This is a genomic window from Paenibacillus sp. Y951 (genome assembly GCF_056786395.1).
The window spans coordinates 115,411-131,407 of sequence record NZ_JBXCIY010000010.1 but is presented as its reverse complement, the minus strand read 5'-3'; the positions used below and the strand labels follow the sequence as shown (position 1 = coordinate 131,407).

The window sequence follows — 15,997 nt, the reverse complement described above, 5'->3', positions numbered from 1 at the left end:
CCATTATAAAATAACGACTTCTCTTGTAAATGAGCGCAAAAATGCTTGACCATCCCAAACCGCTTGGAAATCTAACGCCTGCCCGATCGGAACAATGCGATCAATCCCTCGATTAGTGATCAGATCGACCATCTCGTTTAACCGTTCCTTAGTATAGCCAAAATAAGAAAGCGTCTGATCTTTATCTATAATAATATCGGATATTTGTGCAAGGTTCTCAAGAGCAACTTCATAAAAGAGACCTGCACCGCAATGTCTTTCTCGCAGATCGGCCGTTATTCCATTAAGCTGAATTCGTGAGTACATGTTTTGATGGTCTACTTTAATCGTTGCCTGTTCTGTTGCTAGCCATAATCCAGTTGCCAGCTTTTGCACCTGCGTAGCTGCTGCTACTTCATAATTTTTTGCTTCGATAACTTGTGCAACCTGTGACCAAAACTTTTGTTGCGCTTGTTCAACTACTTGCTGGGTACCCGTCCACACCACTAATCTCGGTGAAGAGCAGGCCATCTGATCAAACCAGAAGGAGTCATTATAAAATCGTTCAGCTAATTGCTGTAGTTCTCCACTATCCAGCCTATTAACAGCCTCAGCACGAATGGCTGACATGGAGAAACGATCTGAAAATGCAAGTTCATTGGCCATCGGCGCTAATGTAATCTTGCGAATTGCCTTTATAGTAGCATCTCCACCCCATACGACACGAGTATGACATAGCTGACTCAGCTTCTCGGTCGTTGCATCATGATGTGGGTAAGATAAGACAATCGTTCTTTTGGAAATTTCTTGATGCTCCGAATTTGCAAGCTCCGCCAAAAGTTCCGTAAGTAATCTATTAGTCTGTAACTGCTCCTTACTAGAAATTCTAATAATATTGCGATTACCTGCTAGTAACGATAGTATCCACGAATATATGAAGATCGTGTCTACATTAGAAGGGGCCAAATGAAATACCGTTCCTCTCGCCTTTACAACACGATCCATTATTTCTTGTTCCCATGTCGTTTGCAGCTGTTTCATATGTGCTTTTCGCATCCAAAACCCGAGTGCAACGATTTCTGGAAACTGTCGTAACTTCACAAAGCGCTTCGACAATGCTTGGATAAAAGTTAGAGCTTCGTTATTAAAAGCAGCTAACGTTTTTTGATGCTGTAGCTGTTCTAATACTAATTCTCCATGTTGTTGTGGCCAATAAAAACGCATTATTTCACGCCTCCTTTTCCATAGGCAAATGTATCACTGCAGCCTCTTAATTCCGCCTTCGGAATACGTCCTGCTACACTGAAATATTTGCCCTTCCATCCGCAGGCACATTCATCTTCACCATGAATCGTTCCTAGATCCTCCGTCAATAAGCTATGACCAGGATAGCTTCGCGGCAATAAACTTACGACTTGAATTAAGCCTTGCTCACCATAGGCAAGCGGTTCAAACGTAATCGGGTCTCTAATTAAAACATCCGCGAAGTTAGGCGTATGCAGATGTCCATGCGTACACTCAACAAAGATCGAACCAACCTGTTCAACCATCCCATAATAGTTGTGTACTTGCTTAATACCGAGCACTTGCTTCATTTCTGCATTAAATGTTCGCGCATCGACAGCTTCATCCTGCAGCTTTTTCCAGCCGCCACCATGAATGAGTACACTATCTCCAAAATTTATTTTAATTCCTTGAAGCTTTGCCTCTTGAACAACATGCTTCCATACCATAAAAGTAAATCCAAACAATAGAATTTTAGCACCTTTATGCTCTTCTAAGAAGCTTTGTAAGCCTGCCCAATCTACAGTCATATCATCATGCAAAGCATAAAAATGACGTCTTCCAAAATTGGCAAAGCCTAAAATCCCTGCTCCTCTTGCACTGAAAGAACGACGATCCTTCAGCACCGACTTGGCATCCAAAATAACCATTGGCAACCGCTTGGCGCCAAGTATCGGCTTCATCACATCGACCAAAGACTTTGTCTGACTAACAGAAGTTTCTTTATCCAAATATATTTTTGAGACTTGCTGTCCTGAGGTACCGCTTGACGTTAACACCTTCACGATATCTTCTGCTGCTATAGATAATAAGTCCATAAGCTTAAATAATTGCACTGGCAAATAAGGCACTTCATCTAGTGAGGTCGCTGCTTGAAAGCCTCCCGTCTTAGCAAGCATTGCGCGATAAGCAGCGCTATGCTCAATGTGATGCTCCGTTAATTGGTTAAGCTCGTGCACTAATGTTTGCTGCTTCAGTTTCTTCTCTTCATTGTACGGATAGATCATAACATCTCATCCTTTATCGCTTTGTAATCCGTCTTACCATTCGCCATTCTTGGAATAGCATCTGCAACGATAATTTTATATGCAGAATGATGCAACTTATACATCGTTTCCAAACATTGCTTCACATCAGCTAAAGCAGATTCAGCTTCGATTACGACTAGTAATTTATCATCATTACCAGTACATGCGACTGGTTGCTCTAATACAGACACTAGCTTGCGCTCTACATCATCCAAATTAATACGCAAACCGAATAATTTGACAAATCGCTTCATCCGACCGGTAATTGTATAATAACCATCAGTGTCTACTTCAGCGACATCTCCAGTATATAGGATACCGTTATTCTCATCTCCTTTAGCTAAATCGTCTAATGTCTCAGTATAACCGAGCATGACGTTAGCCCCTTTATAGATCAATTCATTCGTTTCTGGAGCTAGCTCGAATCGTCCTCCAGGAATGGCAATACCAATAGTTCCTACTTTTCTTAACAACTGATCGGCAGGGATATACGACATACGTGGAGCTGCCTCCGTCTGACCATACATAATATAAAACTTCTTATTATTATTCTCCGCATATTCTCCAAATAAATTGACCAACCGTTCATCCAAATGTCCCCCCGCCTGCGTCAATGTCTTCAAATGAGGCAACTCCATCTTTAAGAAGCCGATTCGACGTAGCATCTGATAGGTGAAGGGTACACCCGCCAATGAAGTCGCCTGATGCTCCTCGACAAATTGCCAGAAGGGCTTAGCCATAACACTTTCATCTGTTAATAATATGGTTGCCCCTGCTTGCAAATGGCTATTCAATATGGATAGCCCATATGAATATGACAATGGAAAATTCAAACTCGCTCGCTCATTCTGATCGATCTGTAGATATGCAACAATCGATTCTGCATTTGCTTGCAAGTTGGCATACGATAAGCGAACAAACTTCTGACTCCCCGTTGTGCCTGAAGTGCTTAATAACAGCGCCAAGTCTGGATGAATGAAATACGATGCAAATGCTGTTCTCTCTTGAATATTTCCTGTTTGAACATAATTTTCAAATGAGATTGCTCCCACGATCCATTTTGGTTGATAAGTTGTAACAATGATATCCAGTAATTGCTTGTCGGTGTTTGCGCCCATAAGCATTACAGCATGACCATCCTGCAATGCAGCAATGTAGGCAATGATTATTTGTATATTATTCTCACAAAGTAATAGAACTAACTCTTTTTGCGTGGAGTGTAGTTGGTATTCTTTCGTTAATTGTTGTAATTGTTCATAAGTATATTGTGCATCTTTCGTGATAATGGCCACTTTATTATTACTCTTGAAGTTTTCAAAAAACATAAACACCCTCCGTTCAACACTATATAAGAAAAGGGCATGGTATCAGTACCACACCCCTGTCATTAGAATTGCACATCGTATTGTGCAGACTGACATCATTCTTCTGTGTCATTCCAATACTTTCTATCCCCAATGATCTCATCATCTGGAGATATATATGGATTGTTGACATGTACATACTTCTTATCCCAAGCAATATTACTCTTTTTTTTACGAGCAGGATTACCTACTGCAATGCAATTATTAGGTATTTTAGATTTCACTATACTTCCGTATCCAATCACACTACCCTCTCCTATGTGAGACCCAGATAAGACGGTAGCATCTTGTGCAAGCCATACATGATTCCCTATTGAGATTGATTTGCTATTATTAATTCTTTCTCCAGTTGAAACATCGTATATACGATGGAAGTCAGTTGTCCAAATCTTATTATTATTTGCAAACATGCAATCATTACCAATGTGAACCTCGGTATATTCTGCGGCGTTAATATTGCAACTATTTGTTACCCACATAGAGTGCCCAATAATTACTTTGCAACCTATACCGATAACAATTGATCCTCGATATTGAGATTTTTCCCCGATATAACAATACCCATCATCATTCAGAAAGTGTATCAACACATTTTCTAAATGTACGTCTTTTTCAAAAACTAGCTTATTATTATTTCCTTTAAAGATTACTTTACTATTTATATTGTTAGGTTTCCCTATAATTTGGTTACCTAATGAATCATTATAATCTTTAATTTCAGATATAGTTAAGTTAACATCGAAAAAGTAAAGGTAATCCTCGCCCTTTATATAATTGTAAGTCGCCAATTTATCCTTTATATCTTCATGGACAACCGTCAACGCCACAATGATATAATATTTTTGAGTGCTAGAAATAGTAGCTACGGGATCATATACAGGTCGTTCACAGTATTTACCACCTTGTTTATTAAGATCACGGTCTATAAAACATGAAACATTGTAACCATGCTCAACTAAATACTTAAAGATATGGTTTCCAAATTGACTTACTCCCCATATAACAATTTCCCTGTCTCCGACTTCGGATAAATGTTGATCCATTCGGCTTTTCGTCAACTCAGTAAGCATATCATTCACCCCCATATACATTAATAAGAAGTTGATACATTAGCGTAACATGTATCAACTTCCATGTATTAATGTAGCCTTAATTAAAATTGCACATCGTATTTTGCCAATATTTCTTTTGCCTTAGCAAATGTGTTCATATCTAGGACATCATCTGTATCTAGCATCGTGTCGAATTGATCATCAATCTCAGCGATTAGTGCCATATGAGCGAGGGAATCCCACTGCGGAATGGAGTTATAAGATAACTCATCCGTTACTTGGTCAAGCTCAATTGCTAATGCCTCTGCGAAAATTGTGCGTAGCTTTTCTTCATTCATATCTTTCCCACCTTACAATCTATTATAATATAAATTCTGCTTTATGCTTATGAAACTTTATACACTTTTCTTTCCATACTGCAGAAAGTAGTTCAAAGTACTCGACATCATGGTATTGATTATCTTTATAAATATGATCCTTAAACGTTGCCGCATGTGAAAAACCATAATAAAGATGCATTTTCATAATACCATCGTTGCCACTCATAACTTCAGCACAAAGCTTATTCAATCCTAATTCAAAAAATGCGAAATTATATAGATAGGGATGAATCCGTCCAGCAATAATCGAATACTCCAAATCCCCAATGTAAAACCCAAGACTTGCCTTCTTATTGTGAAGATCAATATTACTCATTGAAATAATACCAATCGGATGTTCCTTATAATGAATCATCCAGTAACATTGCGAACTGTCTTGAGAGATTTTATTAAACCATCTTCGTTGGTTATCTATATTTTTATCCATATTGGTATACATATATTTGGTGACATGCTCACTTGTACGCCATTCCAATATTAGTTCCAAATCGTTTTCAGTTATTTTTCGGAAAGTTAACATTACTCCACCACCGTTCGAAAAGCTTTCGATTACATCTCAATTCCACCATCAACACCAATCACTTGCCCTGTGACGTATGATGAAAGGTCAGATGCTAAGAAAAGAATCGTATTCGCTACTTCTTCAGCCTTACCAAAACGCTTCATTGTAATCCCGCTTAAGCGTTGTGCATACTTTTCTTCCGATAGCTCCTTCGTCATATCGGTATCAATAAAACCTGGAGCTACCGCATTAACACGAATATTATGTGATCCTAGCTCCTTGGCCGCTGAATATGTTGCTCCAATAACAGCAGCTTTACTAGAACCATATACGACTTGACCAATATCACCTGATCTCCCAATAACAGAGCTCACATTAATAATTGATCCTTTCTTCTGCCGAGTCATTAATCTCGAAGCATATTGCATATGATAAATAACTGCCTCAATATTAATTGAAAATGTATTCGACATCTGTTGCTCATTGACCATTCCAAGCAGCGCTCCCTCCAACACACCTGCGTTGTTAACAAGCACATCAAGCTGACCAACATTTTTCTTAATCCAGACAAAGGCATTTTTGATCTCGCTTATATCTCGCACATCATAGGCTAATATATGAACAGTTACTTTATAAGTTTCTGTAATAAATTGCTGGATATCTACTAGTTTTTGCTGATCCTTACCATTCAATAAAAGCGTAGCGCCATGCTTAGCAAACTTAAGCGCTGTAGCATAACCAATCCCACGCGTAGCACCTGTAATAAAGGCAACTTTGTCCTTTAACATATCGATCTCACCTTGTCTATTAAATATATTTTCTAGTGTCACACCTATTAAGAATATCTTAGAAGATTCTTACGTAATTCTCGCTTTGTAAAATGATAATCATTAATTCCTTCTTTTAATGCAGCAAAGTTGTGGGTTACATCCATATAACCTGGAAACAGCGTTAACGCCTTCTCAAATAAAATATTTGCCTCGATTTTATTTCCCATCTTTGCATATAACACACCCAGGTTATTAAATGCTGCGCCATGCCCATCGTCCACTGCAACTAACTTGTTTAAATAGTTTATAGCCTCGTCTGTTTGACTTTTCTCAATATAATACAGTGATTGGTAAAATAATTTAGTTCCTCTAAGTTCTTCCGCTGTAACGTCAGCCAGATGACGAAAACCCTCATCATATTGCTGATATTGAAAAAGAAGCGTCACAAAATCTATTAAGTTCCTCTGCCCGCTAAAGTTTCGACAAAAGATAGCTTCTTTTATTACATCCATAGTACACATATTCAGAATTGTTTTTCCTGCCACCATCATTTTTTCTGAATTCGCTGAAGCATTACTTATATGACGACGATAATATACATATGGCTTCTCTAGATAAACGAAGGTTCCTTGTCGAGATAAACGTAAAAGAAACTCGTAATCCTCCGATAAATTAATATTAACATTGTAACCACCTATTTTTAATGCTACTTCACGATTGATTAATAACCCTGAAGCAGTGATGATGTAATTGCGTACTAATAACGCGCCAAAGGTTTCATTAAACGGTAATTGCTGACCATAATATTCACCGCCTGACAATACATTTCCCTTTGAATCTGTCTGAGCATATGCTGGATGAACACAAACAGGGTTAGGTTGAACAGTGGCATATTCCATTAATTTTGTAATCTGAGATTGGATGAGGTCTGAATGGACTGTATCATCTGCATCCATCATTAAAATCCAATCGTTTCTTGATTCCATGATTCCACGATTACGTGCTGCGGAAACACCTTGATTATATGGGAGTTCTATAATTTTTATCTTAGAACTCTGTCTACTAACTTCCTTCACTAGCTCTAGAGAACGATCCGTACTGTAGTCATCTATAACTAATATTTCATCTAATGGGTGAGATTGATTTATTAAGCTATACAATGCTTCTTTAATGTATGTTTCTGCATTGTATAGTGGAATTACTGCGGTAATATTCATGTCGCTACCTCCAGCTACCTTCGTCAAGTTGATGGTGATATTCATCGATTAGTAGTAATTTTGATTAGGCTTCCATCCCAAGTTACGCAAGATAAATTCAATTTCTGCTCTATATGTAGAAGCAATAATGATAAAAACATCATCTCTCAAATGCTCGATCTCCTCTGGAAAAGTAATCGGTTTATTCAAAAATAATGTCATCTCCTTGTTAACCCCTTCAATGAATCCGAAAATATCCAGATTTAAATGATCGTACATTCGTTTCGCTAAACTACCAGTTCCCCAAATATATATCTTTTTGTTTTCTAAATTGCACTCTTCCGTTATATCTTTCGTTATTTTAGAAAAGACTTGATGCTTTTCGTATATTAATTGAAACATATTTTGAACTTCTTGCTTCTTCGTTGAGGATAGGCTATTATCATGTAATCTGTACAAGTATAATTTTTCACTCAGATGATACATTGGAAACTTTTCGTAAACACGAATCCAATAATCATAATCTTCAACAAGTCTCAGATCTAAATCATAGTAACCTACTTCTTTAAACACCTCGTAATGATATAAAAAACATCCACCAATATAGTTATGCATATAAATTCTATTTTGGCAATTTGAATCAAATAGGGATGTTATGCTACCTTCATCGTCAATATAAGACATATTAGAATATACAAAAGCCGGAGTCCCAACTCCATTTAATACTTCGATAAGCTTTTCAATTGCATCTTCTTTATATAAATTATCATCGGAAGTCCATGTAATAAAATCTCCAGTAACTTGATCAAGTCCAAAATTCAATGCAACAGGTAACCCCTCATTGGATTTCACATAATATTTAACTCGATTATCAGACAAGAACCTTTGTACAATTTCTTCTGTATTATCGGTAGATCCATCATTAATTATTATTAACTCTAAATTTTTATGTGATTGAGATAAACAACTTTCAATTGCGTCTGATAATAGATAACCTCTGTTATATGTAGGCAATATTATTGATACTTTTTTTTCTTTCATCATTGCTCCTCCTTTAGCTTATAGCTGTTGTAGTCGGCTTTGAATCTCGTCTCAAATTTGGCTGATTGTCTCCATGTTCAAATAATATTACCATTGGAGTTTTCTAAGTTCGAAAAGTTAAACACTCTAATATCGTTAGAATTCACTCGAATAATGTTTTTTGTATCTAAAACCGTTGGACTTTTCATATTTCTTATAATTTTGTCTTCATCAATGTTTTTAAATTCATTGTGATCAACTAACACTAACAATAATGAAGCTTGATTAAGACATTTTTCAAACGTGTCTAAAGGATACATTTTGGAATCAACATATGGATCATAAACGCTATAACTATAGCCTAATTGCTTTAATTTTTCTAACACTTTAATCGCGGGACTTTCGCGAATATCACCTACATTACCTTTATATGATAATCCAAAAACAGCAATTTTCTCACTTCGTTTTGGTAGTAACTTCTTCACCTGTTCTACTACAAATGCTGGCATCGAATCGTTAACTTTTCTTGCAGTGGATATTAATGTTGCTTGCTGTGGCGCCTTTTCTATTATAAAATATGGATCTATGGCAATACAGTGACCACCAACTCCAGGTCCTGGATCAAGTATATTTACCCTGGGATGTAAATTAGCAAGCCTAATGACTTCTAAAGCATTAACTGACAACTGCTCCGATATTTTCACTAGTTCATTAGCTAACGCAATATTTACATCCCTATATACGTTCTCCATTAGTTTAGACATTTCTGCGGTTAAGGCACTAGTATTGATAATTTCAGATTTCACGAAACTTTTATAAACTTCTGCAGCTTTAAATGTTGATTCCTCATTAATTCCTCCAATAATTCTATTGTTATAAACTAATTCTTTCAAAATATCTCCTGGAAGCACCCTTTCAGGACAATGGGCTAGAAAAACATCAATACCCGGACTATACCCCGCCTGTTCAATAAGTGGTGCGATTAATTTATCTAATGTATTGGGAGGTATTGTTGATTCAATAATAATCGTATTTCCTTCTTCTAGAAACGGTATTATAGCATCAATAGCATCAATGACATAGGTCATATCTGCGTTTTTTTCACTTGTGATCGGAGTTGGTACCGAAACAATAAAATAATCAGCATGATTAGGAATCCCTTCTGCCTTTAAGGAACCACTATTAATTGCTTCACATACCAAATCATTCAAACCAATTTCATCAATACTAATAATTCCATTATTTAGATTGCGAACTAAATCCAGATTTATATCTACACCCGTTACATCCCAACCCACCTTAGCTAGCATTGCTGCAGTAGGTAATCCTATATAACCCAATCCAATTACACATATTTTAGATTTCATAATTCACCTCATAGGCTCTATATTAAGCATTTTCGATCGTAAACTCTTCTAAATATAGTTCTTTAAAAATATCTTTTGAATAACTTTTGAATAAATGATATAAATTAATTAATTTAACACCATTATTCTTGACATAACTTAACTCTTCATAAATAATGTCTTCAAAGTCATACGATGAAATATAAATTGCTAACCCATTAATTTTCTCCCAATACTTTATTGATTGAATTTCTTTGTCTAAGACAAATTGACCGTGCAGTTCTCGATTACGATCAGAAATTCCAATAATATTATAACCACCATTAATTAATAAAGGCATCGCTTTTAAAGTATGAACTCCAGCGCCGTATATAACAATAGGTTGACTTTTATCAGTTACTTTCGATGAAAACAATGATATAAAGCCTGGGTAACCCTCAGTATATAAGTTTTCCATTAGTCTATTTTTATACTGTTTCGGGGTTATTATCGGTGTTTTAAGCTTCACATTCTCAATGTTAACCTTGGAAATTGTATTTCCATCAAGATTCTTCATCTCATTTTCATTTATTACCTTTATAAAACTATACATATTAATTGAAAAACATTTGAAATTCAAACCCTTGTTCCCAGCTGTCAAATCTAAACACTCTTTCATGGCCTCTATGTTTAGAATATGTTGATTTTTCCGTAAATTAATAAAAATAGTATCTCTATCTAGATCATTTAATGAGGTATAGAGATTTTCATTATTTAAATTAACTGTTGATAATTCACCCTGATCATATTTATAATACGAATGTTTTCCCACTATATCTGCTTCAGAATATATTGATGCATGGTACATATCCAATAAGTAATGTTCACCATAGTAACAATTAGAAGACATTATAGACAAATAGTGAAAACCTTGTACCAGAACTAATAAGTCTGAAAGATCACTTATAAGAGTAATATTATATTTTTTGATTATCTCTTCATCGACTATTAAGTTTGTTAGTATTACTAATTCCTTTTTGTTTAGAGACTGTCTATTATAATTAGAAATAATAATTTCTAATTGTTCAAAGTTAGCTATAATTGCAAATACGAGAACCTTATATTCATTTCCCTCATTTTCATTTAACCCTATGTGATATAATATTTTTTCTAATCGATGTGAATATAAATGTTTATTATAAACTTCTCTAATGCCCAATATACTTAATTCCTTACTGAGCCTTTCATCGTTTAATAACCTATAAATCCATTCCTTCGTTTCTTCAGTAGAAGTAACTAGTGGAATAATATGTGGGAACTGTTCCTCAATCCCTAGGCAATAAGCACTTACTATATTAGTTCCGCATGCAGTAATTTCATATACTCTTCGCGAAAACATGGTCGGACTATCAAACACAATATTTGTATTTAAAAAGATAGTATATCTCTTATACGTCTCGACCATTTCACCATATTCTAAAGCACCTCGAACATATTCCTTATATTCATTCGGAAACTTATGTTCAGTATTTTCATAGTGCCTATCGAATATATCTAATTGATAATCTTTTGCTCCATCTAAAAGATATCTCATTTCAACCTGTCTGAGAAAGTGTTTCTTCTGATACCATGATCCTGCAAAAGAAATTTTACCTGAATTTCGCTTTCCGATTGGATTATGAATTTTCGGTTGTGCTGCAAATAGAAGAGAGTAAACACGATTATGGTTAACAATTTGTTTATATAATGGTATACAATTTTCATCCGTAGTAAAAATGTAGTCAAATAATTTTGCGGCATCAATAAACGAATAAAAGTTTGGTGGATCTTCTTTATTCCAAAATACTAAAGGTATTTTATCCTGTTTACAGTAAGCTAGTAATTCAATAAATTCCGAGTTTTTTTTTTCTGTAAACTTAATGATTTCTCCTTCCCAGCTACCGTCTAGTCCCTTCCAAAATGACTCTACAAATAAAAAATCAGGCCGGAATTGTTCTACCTGTTCCTTCCAAGTTGACTTTGATAGATACAATAAATCACACTCGTATTTAAAGCATTCATAGCTAAACTCATCCAATATACAAGCTACTTTAACTTTTGATACTCTATTCAAATTTCCACCTCCAATAGCTTTCACACTTTATTCCGTAAATTGTAAATTCGTCTTCTAGCATAAAAATCGAAAAACTTCATTCTATTTCACTAATACTGCAGTTCCATAAAAATCGCTTAAAATTTGTAAAGTTATTTTTTCTTCACTGCAAAATTGATCCGTCGCAGCCTTGACACCTTTAAAATTATTATTCAGATAATCATGTATAAAGATGGCTCCACCTTGGCTCAGCCTAGAATAAAAATAATGCAATCCATCATAAATTGGTTGATACAAATCAGCATCTAAACTAACAAATGCAAAATCACAATTAATATCACTAGCTGTTTCAGGAAAATATCCTTTTTTCACTATACAATTTTCTGGATTTAACATCTTTTTAAGAACCAATTCAACACTAGTGTCACTAAATTGTTTACTAACATTTTTAGAGAAACCAAACTTATTTTCTATGTCCACATCTTCATGCGGAAAACCCTCAAATGTGTCAAACAAAAATAACTTTTTATTAGGAAATAACTGATTAATATAAGCAGCAAACTCACCTTTGTAGACACCTACTTCGGCAACCTCACCCTTGATTTCCGCTTCATTTATCCGGCTAGCTGTTAGCTCTAATGTAGCATATCTTACATAGTCAGGATTATTAATTGTAATATTTCCCTCACGGTTAGATGGATTCGTATACGCTAAATTAATAGGTTCATAAATATCACTTATTAAAAATTGATTTAACTTTGATTGATTGAAACAATCTTCAAAATCAATTCGTACCTCATCTATAAATTTCTTATATTGCTTACTTTTATGTATTTCAGTCGCAATAATTTTTTTGTCACTAATCCCGTTACTTAGCAGTTTTCCTTTCATTTCATCGTAAAAATTGGAAGCTATCACAATGTAATCAAAATCATAGTTTATAAGTTCTTCTGGTGAAATCATTAGTGTATCGCTTTGATATTCAGTAGGCCAATATTCTTTATCGACAACAATACCGATTAAATCCACCTTATTTTTATCAAGTAATCCCTGTATTGTCGCACTTAATATTCCATTTCCATAAAGAAAGATTTTTTCCATATTAATTTCTCCTAATATGTTTATGATAACCAAATAAAGAATCTGTTATTTTAAAATTAAGTGAAGTATATAAATTTAAAACAGCTAAATTAGCCGCCGAAATCATTATCTCTACTTGCTTGACATCCTCATGCTCATCAATAACTTTAAACATGTCTTTCCACATAAATCCACCCAAACCTGAATACTTTTTACTGAGTCCTGATAAGGGCAAATCGATAACATCATTATTAATTACATAATTAAAAAAACCTGCAACTTCACCTTTCAGTTCTAATACAAAAAAATCAGTTTCTTTCATTAACTGTAAGATCCATTGTTTATATCTTTCTTTAGCCATCTCTAGGTCAATGTTCGGATCCTCATGGAATCTACCATGTAAAAAAGAATCTGCTACGATTCTTATAACACTTTCTGTATCTTCCGGCGTTACTTTTCTGAAGTCTAATCGTTTTCCGCTTTGAGCAAGTTTACTTATATTGGAATGTTTAACACGATAGGAGTGTTCCACAATTTGAAATCCATTTAAAAAAGCTTCACGTTTTATATCATTATCTGATGTACTATACCTGAAGTAGACAAGTTCTATTTTCTCAAGCTCTACTAGATCATAGATTTCCATAAAAATTTCTTTCAGAGTCACAATATTTTCGTACATAATTTCAGTAATTTCCAAGGTTTTTTTTCCAAAAGCTTTTTCATCCCAGGGAGTTCGTCTCCATTTGAAATAACTCTTGTTATCTATATATTTAGTAATCATAGATACCCTCCCATGATTTAAGAACTATGTTATAGCTTCATTCTAAAACAACCTTTTCAAAGCCATACTTACAGAAAAATAAAACAATTTGTTCACCAATCTCTTTCATTTTTGTCTTTTACAGAAATCTCACTCTTTATTTTTCATATCATGCAAATTTTCAAAAACCATTTTTATTTTGTCAATAATCCAATAAATTTGTTCATTCGTCATGGAATAAAATAGTGGTAATCTAACCAGTTTTTCACTTTCACGAGTGGTATAAATATCGTCGCCCTTAAATTCACCATATTTTTTTCCAGCAGGGGAGCTGTGTAAAGGTATATAATGAAATACAGATTGTATATGACAAGAGTTTAATAAGTTAATGAATTGAGTGCGTTTCTCAATATTCTTAAGTTTCAAATAAAATAGATGACCGTTATGAGTCATTTCTTTTGGAATATACGGCAACTCAATTTCTTTAATATTTTTCAAATTGTCATAATATATGTTCCATAAGTATTGTCTTTTTAGCAAAACGTCTTGTGCATTTTCTAATTGTGCAAATAAATATGCAGCGTTTAACTCACTTGGTAAGTAGGAAGATCCTATATCTTGCCACGTATATTTATCAACTTGTCCCCTAATAAACTTTGATCGATTTGTTCCCTTTTCACGAATAATCTCAGCATGTTCTATAAAACGCTCATCATTAATTAGTAATGCTCCGCCTTCACCAGATATAACATTTTTTGTTTCATGAAAGCTATACGTTCCTAAATGTCCAATTGAACCCAACATTTTCCCTTTATATGTTGACATTATCCCTTGTGCAGCATCTTCCACAACAAATACTTTATATCTATTTGCAAGTTCCATAATAGTATCCATTTCACAACTAACGCCTGCATAATGAACAGGGACTATCACTCTCGTTTTATTTGTAATTGCTGCCTCGATTTTCGTTTCATCAATATTCATTGTATCTGGTCGAATATCTACAAATATTATTTTGGCCCCGCGTAAGGCAAAAGCATTTGCAGTGGATACAAATGTATATGACGGCATAATTACTTCATCACCAGCCTGAATGTTTAATAACAAAGCAGCCATTTCTAAAGCATGTGTACAACTTGTTGTCAGCAATGCCTTTTTTGTTCCTACTGTTTTCTCTAACCATTGATGGCACTGTTTTGAATATTTACCGTCGCCACTTAAGTGTCCTGAATTAATTGCATCCTTAAGATACTCTATTTCTTTACCGGTTACAGAAGGCACATTAAAATTAATCAATTATTCCACCTACTAACATGCGAAGATATTCTCCATAACTATTATTTTTATATTGTAATGCTTTTGATAAAACTTCAGTTTTTGTGATCCACCCTTGATTAAAAGAAATCTCTTCTAAACAAGCAATCTTATATCCTTGTCGTTTTTCTATCGTTTCAACAAATTGCCCAGCTGCTAATAAGCTTTCAAAAGTACCTGTATCAAGCCAAGCAAATCCTCTTCCGAGTAATTGTACTTTTATACAATCCATTTTCAAATATTCATTATTAATATCGGTAATTTCTGTTTCTCCCCTAGCAGAAGGACTTATTTTTTTCGCAATTTCTACAACCCTATTATCATAAAAATATAGACCTGTTATTGCATATTTAGATTTTGGATTTACTGGCTTTTCCTCTAAAGAAACTACATTCATTTTTTCATCAAATTCTACAACGCCAAAACGCTGTGGATCCCTTACCTGATACCCAAATATAACTGCCCCTTCTTGTAGTAAAGCAGCTTGTTTTAATACAGGGGTAAAACCTTGGCCATAGAAGATATTATCACCGAGAATAAGACATACAGAATCTTTACCAATAAACTTCTCCCCTATAATAAAGGCTTCTGCTAACCCATTGGGCTCCTCTTGCACTTCATATTCAATTGATATCCCCCATCTTGATCCATCACCCAATAAGCTCTCAAAGCGAGGAATATCATGCAGGGTACTAATTAACAAAACCTCTCTTATTCCTGCAAGCATTAATACTGATAATGGATAATATATCATTGGCTTATCATATATAGGTAACAGTTGCTTAGAGGTTGCTGTAGTTAAAGGGTATAAGCGCGAACCACTACCCCCTGCTAAAATAATTCCCTTCATG

At 34.7% G+C, this 15,997-nt stretch carries 15 protein-coding genes; all 15 read right to left on the bottom strand.

Features of this window, described 5'->3' with window-relative positions:
- Positions 1-3: 3 nt before the first annotated feature.
- The 15 genes from AC1TPB_RS15640 to rfbA all read right to left on the bottom strand — a co-directional run bounded on the left by AC1TPB_RS15640 (position 4) and on the right by rfbA (position 15,996).
- A complete protein-coding gene (locus AC1TPB_RS15640) occupies positions 4-1,203 on the bottom strand; it encodes an acyl-CoA reductase (protein WP_482077355.1) in 1,200 nt (399 codons plus the stop codon).
- A complete protein-coding gene (locus AC1TPB_RS15635) occupies positions 1,203-2,270 on the bottom strand; it encodes a LuxE/PaaK family acyltransferase (RefSeq protein ID WP_482077354.1) in 1,068 nt (355 codons plus the stop codon). Before AC1TPB_RS15635 ends, AC1TPB_RS15640 begins: the two co-directional genes overlap by 1 nt.
- Positions 2,267-3,616 carry an AMP-binding protein gene (locus AC1TPB_RS15630; RefSeq protein WP_482077353.1) on the bottom strand — a complete coding sequence of 450 codons (1,350 nt, stop codon included), beginning with the start codon at positions 3,614-3,616 and terminating at the stop codon, positions 2,267-2,269. The genes AC1TPB_RS15635 and AC1TPB_RS15630 overlap by 4 nt, the downstream gene beginning before the upstream one ends.
- Positions 3,617-3,711: 95 nt before the next feature.
- Positions 3,712-4,698 carry an acyltransferase gene (locus tag AC1TPB_RS15625; protein WP_482077352.1) on the bottom strand — a complete coding sequence of 329 codons (987 nt, stop codon included), beginning with the start codon at positions 4,696-4,698 and terminating at the stop codon, positions 3,712-3,714.
- Between the two features lie 110 nt (positions 4,699-4,808).
- Complete coding sequence (locus AC1TPB_RS15620; RefSeq protein ID WP_482077351.1) at positions 4,809-5,045, bottom strand: acyl carrier protein; 237 nt, start codon at positions 5,043-5,045, stop codon at positions 4,809-4,811.
- Positions 5,046-5,067: 22 nt separating this feature from the next.
- A complete protein-coding gene (gene pseH, locus AC1TPB_RS15615) occupies positions 5,068-5,607 on the bottom strand; it encodes a UDP-4-amino-4,6-dideoxy-N-acetyl-beta-L-altrosamine N-acetyltransferase (RefSeq protein WP_482077350.1) in 540 nt (179 codons plus the stop codon).
- A 29-nt stretch (positions 5,608-5,636) separates the two neighbouring features.
- Positions 5,637-6,377: an SDR family NAD(P)-dependent oxidoreductase gene (locus tag AC1TPB_RS15610; RefSeq protein WP_482077349.1), complete on the bottom strand. Its 741-nt coding sequence runs from the start codon at positions 6,375-6,377 to the stop codon at positions 5,637-5,639.
- A 47-nt stretch (positions 6,378-6,424) separates the two neighbouring features.
- Positions 6,425-7,576 (bottom strand): glycosyltransferase, encoded by a 1,152-nt coding sequence (locus tag AC1TPB_RS15605; RefSeq protein ID WP_482077348.1) that lies wholly within the window; start codon positions 7,574-7,576, stop codon positions 6,425-6,427.
- Between the two features lie 48 nt (positions 7,577-7,624).
- The gene (locus AC1TPB_RS15600; RefSeq protein WP_482077347.1) at positions 7,625-8,599 is read right to left on the bottom strand and encodes a glycosyltransferase family 2 protein; all 975 of its coding nucleotides are present in this window, start codon (positions 8,597-8,599) and stop codon (positions 7,625-7,627) included.
- A 74-nt stretch (positions 8,600-8,673) separates the two neighbouring features.
- Positions 8,674-9,942, bottom strand: coding sequence for a nucleotide sugar dehydrogenase (locus AC1TPB_RS15595; protein ID WP_482077346.1), 1,269 nt, complete (start codon positions 9,940-9,942; stop codon positions 8,674-8,676).
- A 22-nt stretch (positions 9,943-9,964) separates the two neighbouring features.
- On the bottom strand, positions 9,965-12,037 hold the full coding sequence (locus AC1TPB_RS15590; protein WP_482077345.1) for a glycosyltransferase family protein: 2,073 nt from the start codon (positions 12,035-12,037) through the stop codon (positions 9,965-9,967).
- Positions 12,038-12,094: 57 nt separating this feature from the next.
- Positions 12,095-13,093: a TylF/MycF/NovP-related O-methyltransferase gene (locus AC1TPB_RS15585; protein ID WP_482077344.1), complete on the bottom strand. Its 999-nt coding sequence runs from the start codon at positions 13,091-13,093 to the stop codon at positions 12,095-12,097.
- 1 nt (position 13,094) lies between these two features.
- Positions 13,095-13,853 (bottom strand): GNAT family N-acetyltransferase, encoded by a 759-nt coding sequence (locus tag AC1TPB_RS15580; RefSeq protein ID WP_482077343.1) that lies wholly within the window; start codon positions 13,851-13,853, stop codon positions 13,095-13,097.
- A gap of 129 nt (positions 13,854-13,982) precedes the next feature.
- Positions 13,983-15,128 (bottom strand): dTDP-4-amino-4,6-dideoxygalactose transaminase, encoded by a 1,146-nt coding sequence (gene rffA, locus AC1TPB_RS15575; protein WP_482077342.1) that lies wholly within the window; start codon positions 15,126-15,128, stop codon positions 13,983-13,985.
- Positions 15,121-15,996, bottom strand: coding sequence for a glucose-1-phosphate thymidylyltransferase RfbA (gene rfbA / locus AC1TPB_RS15570; RefSeq protein ID WP_482077341.1), 876 nt, complete (start codon positions 15,994-15,996; stop codon positions 15,121-15,123). Before rfbA ends, rffA begins: the two co-directional genes overlap by 8 nt.
- Position 15,997 lies beyond the last annotated feature (1 nt).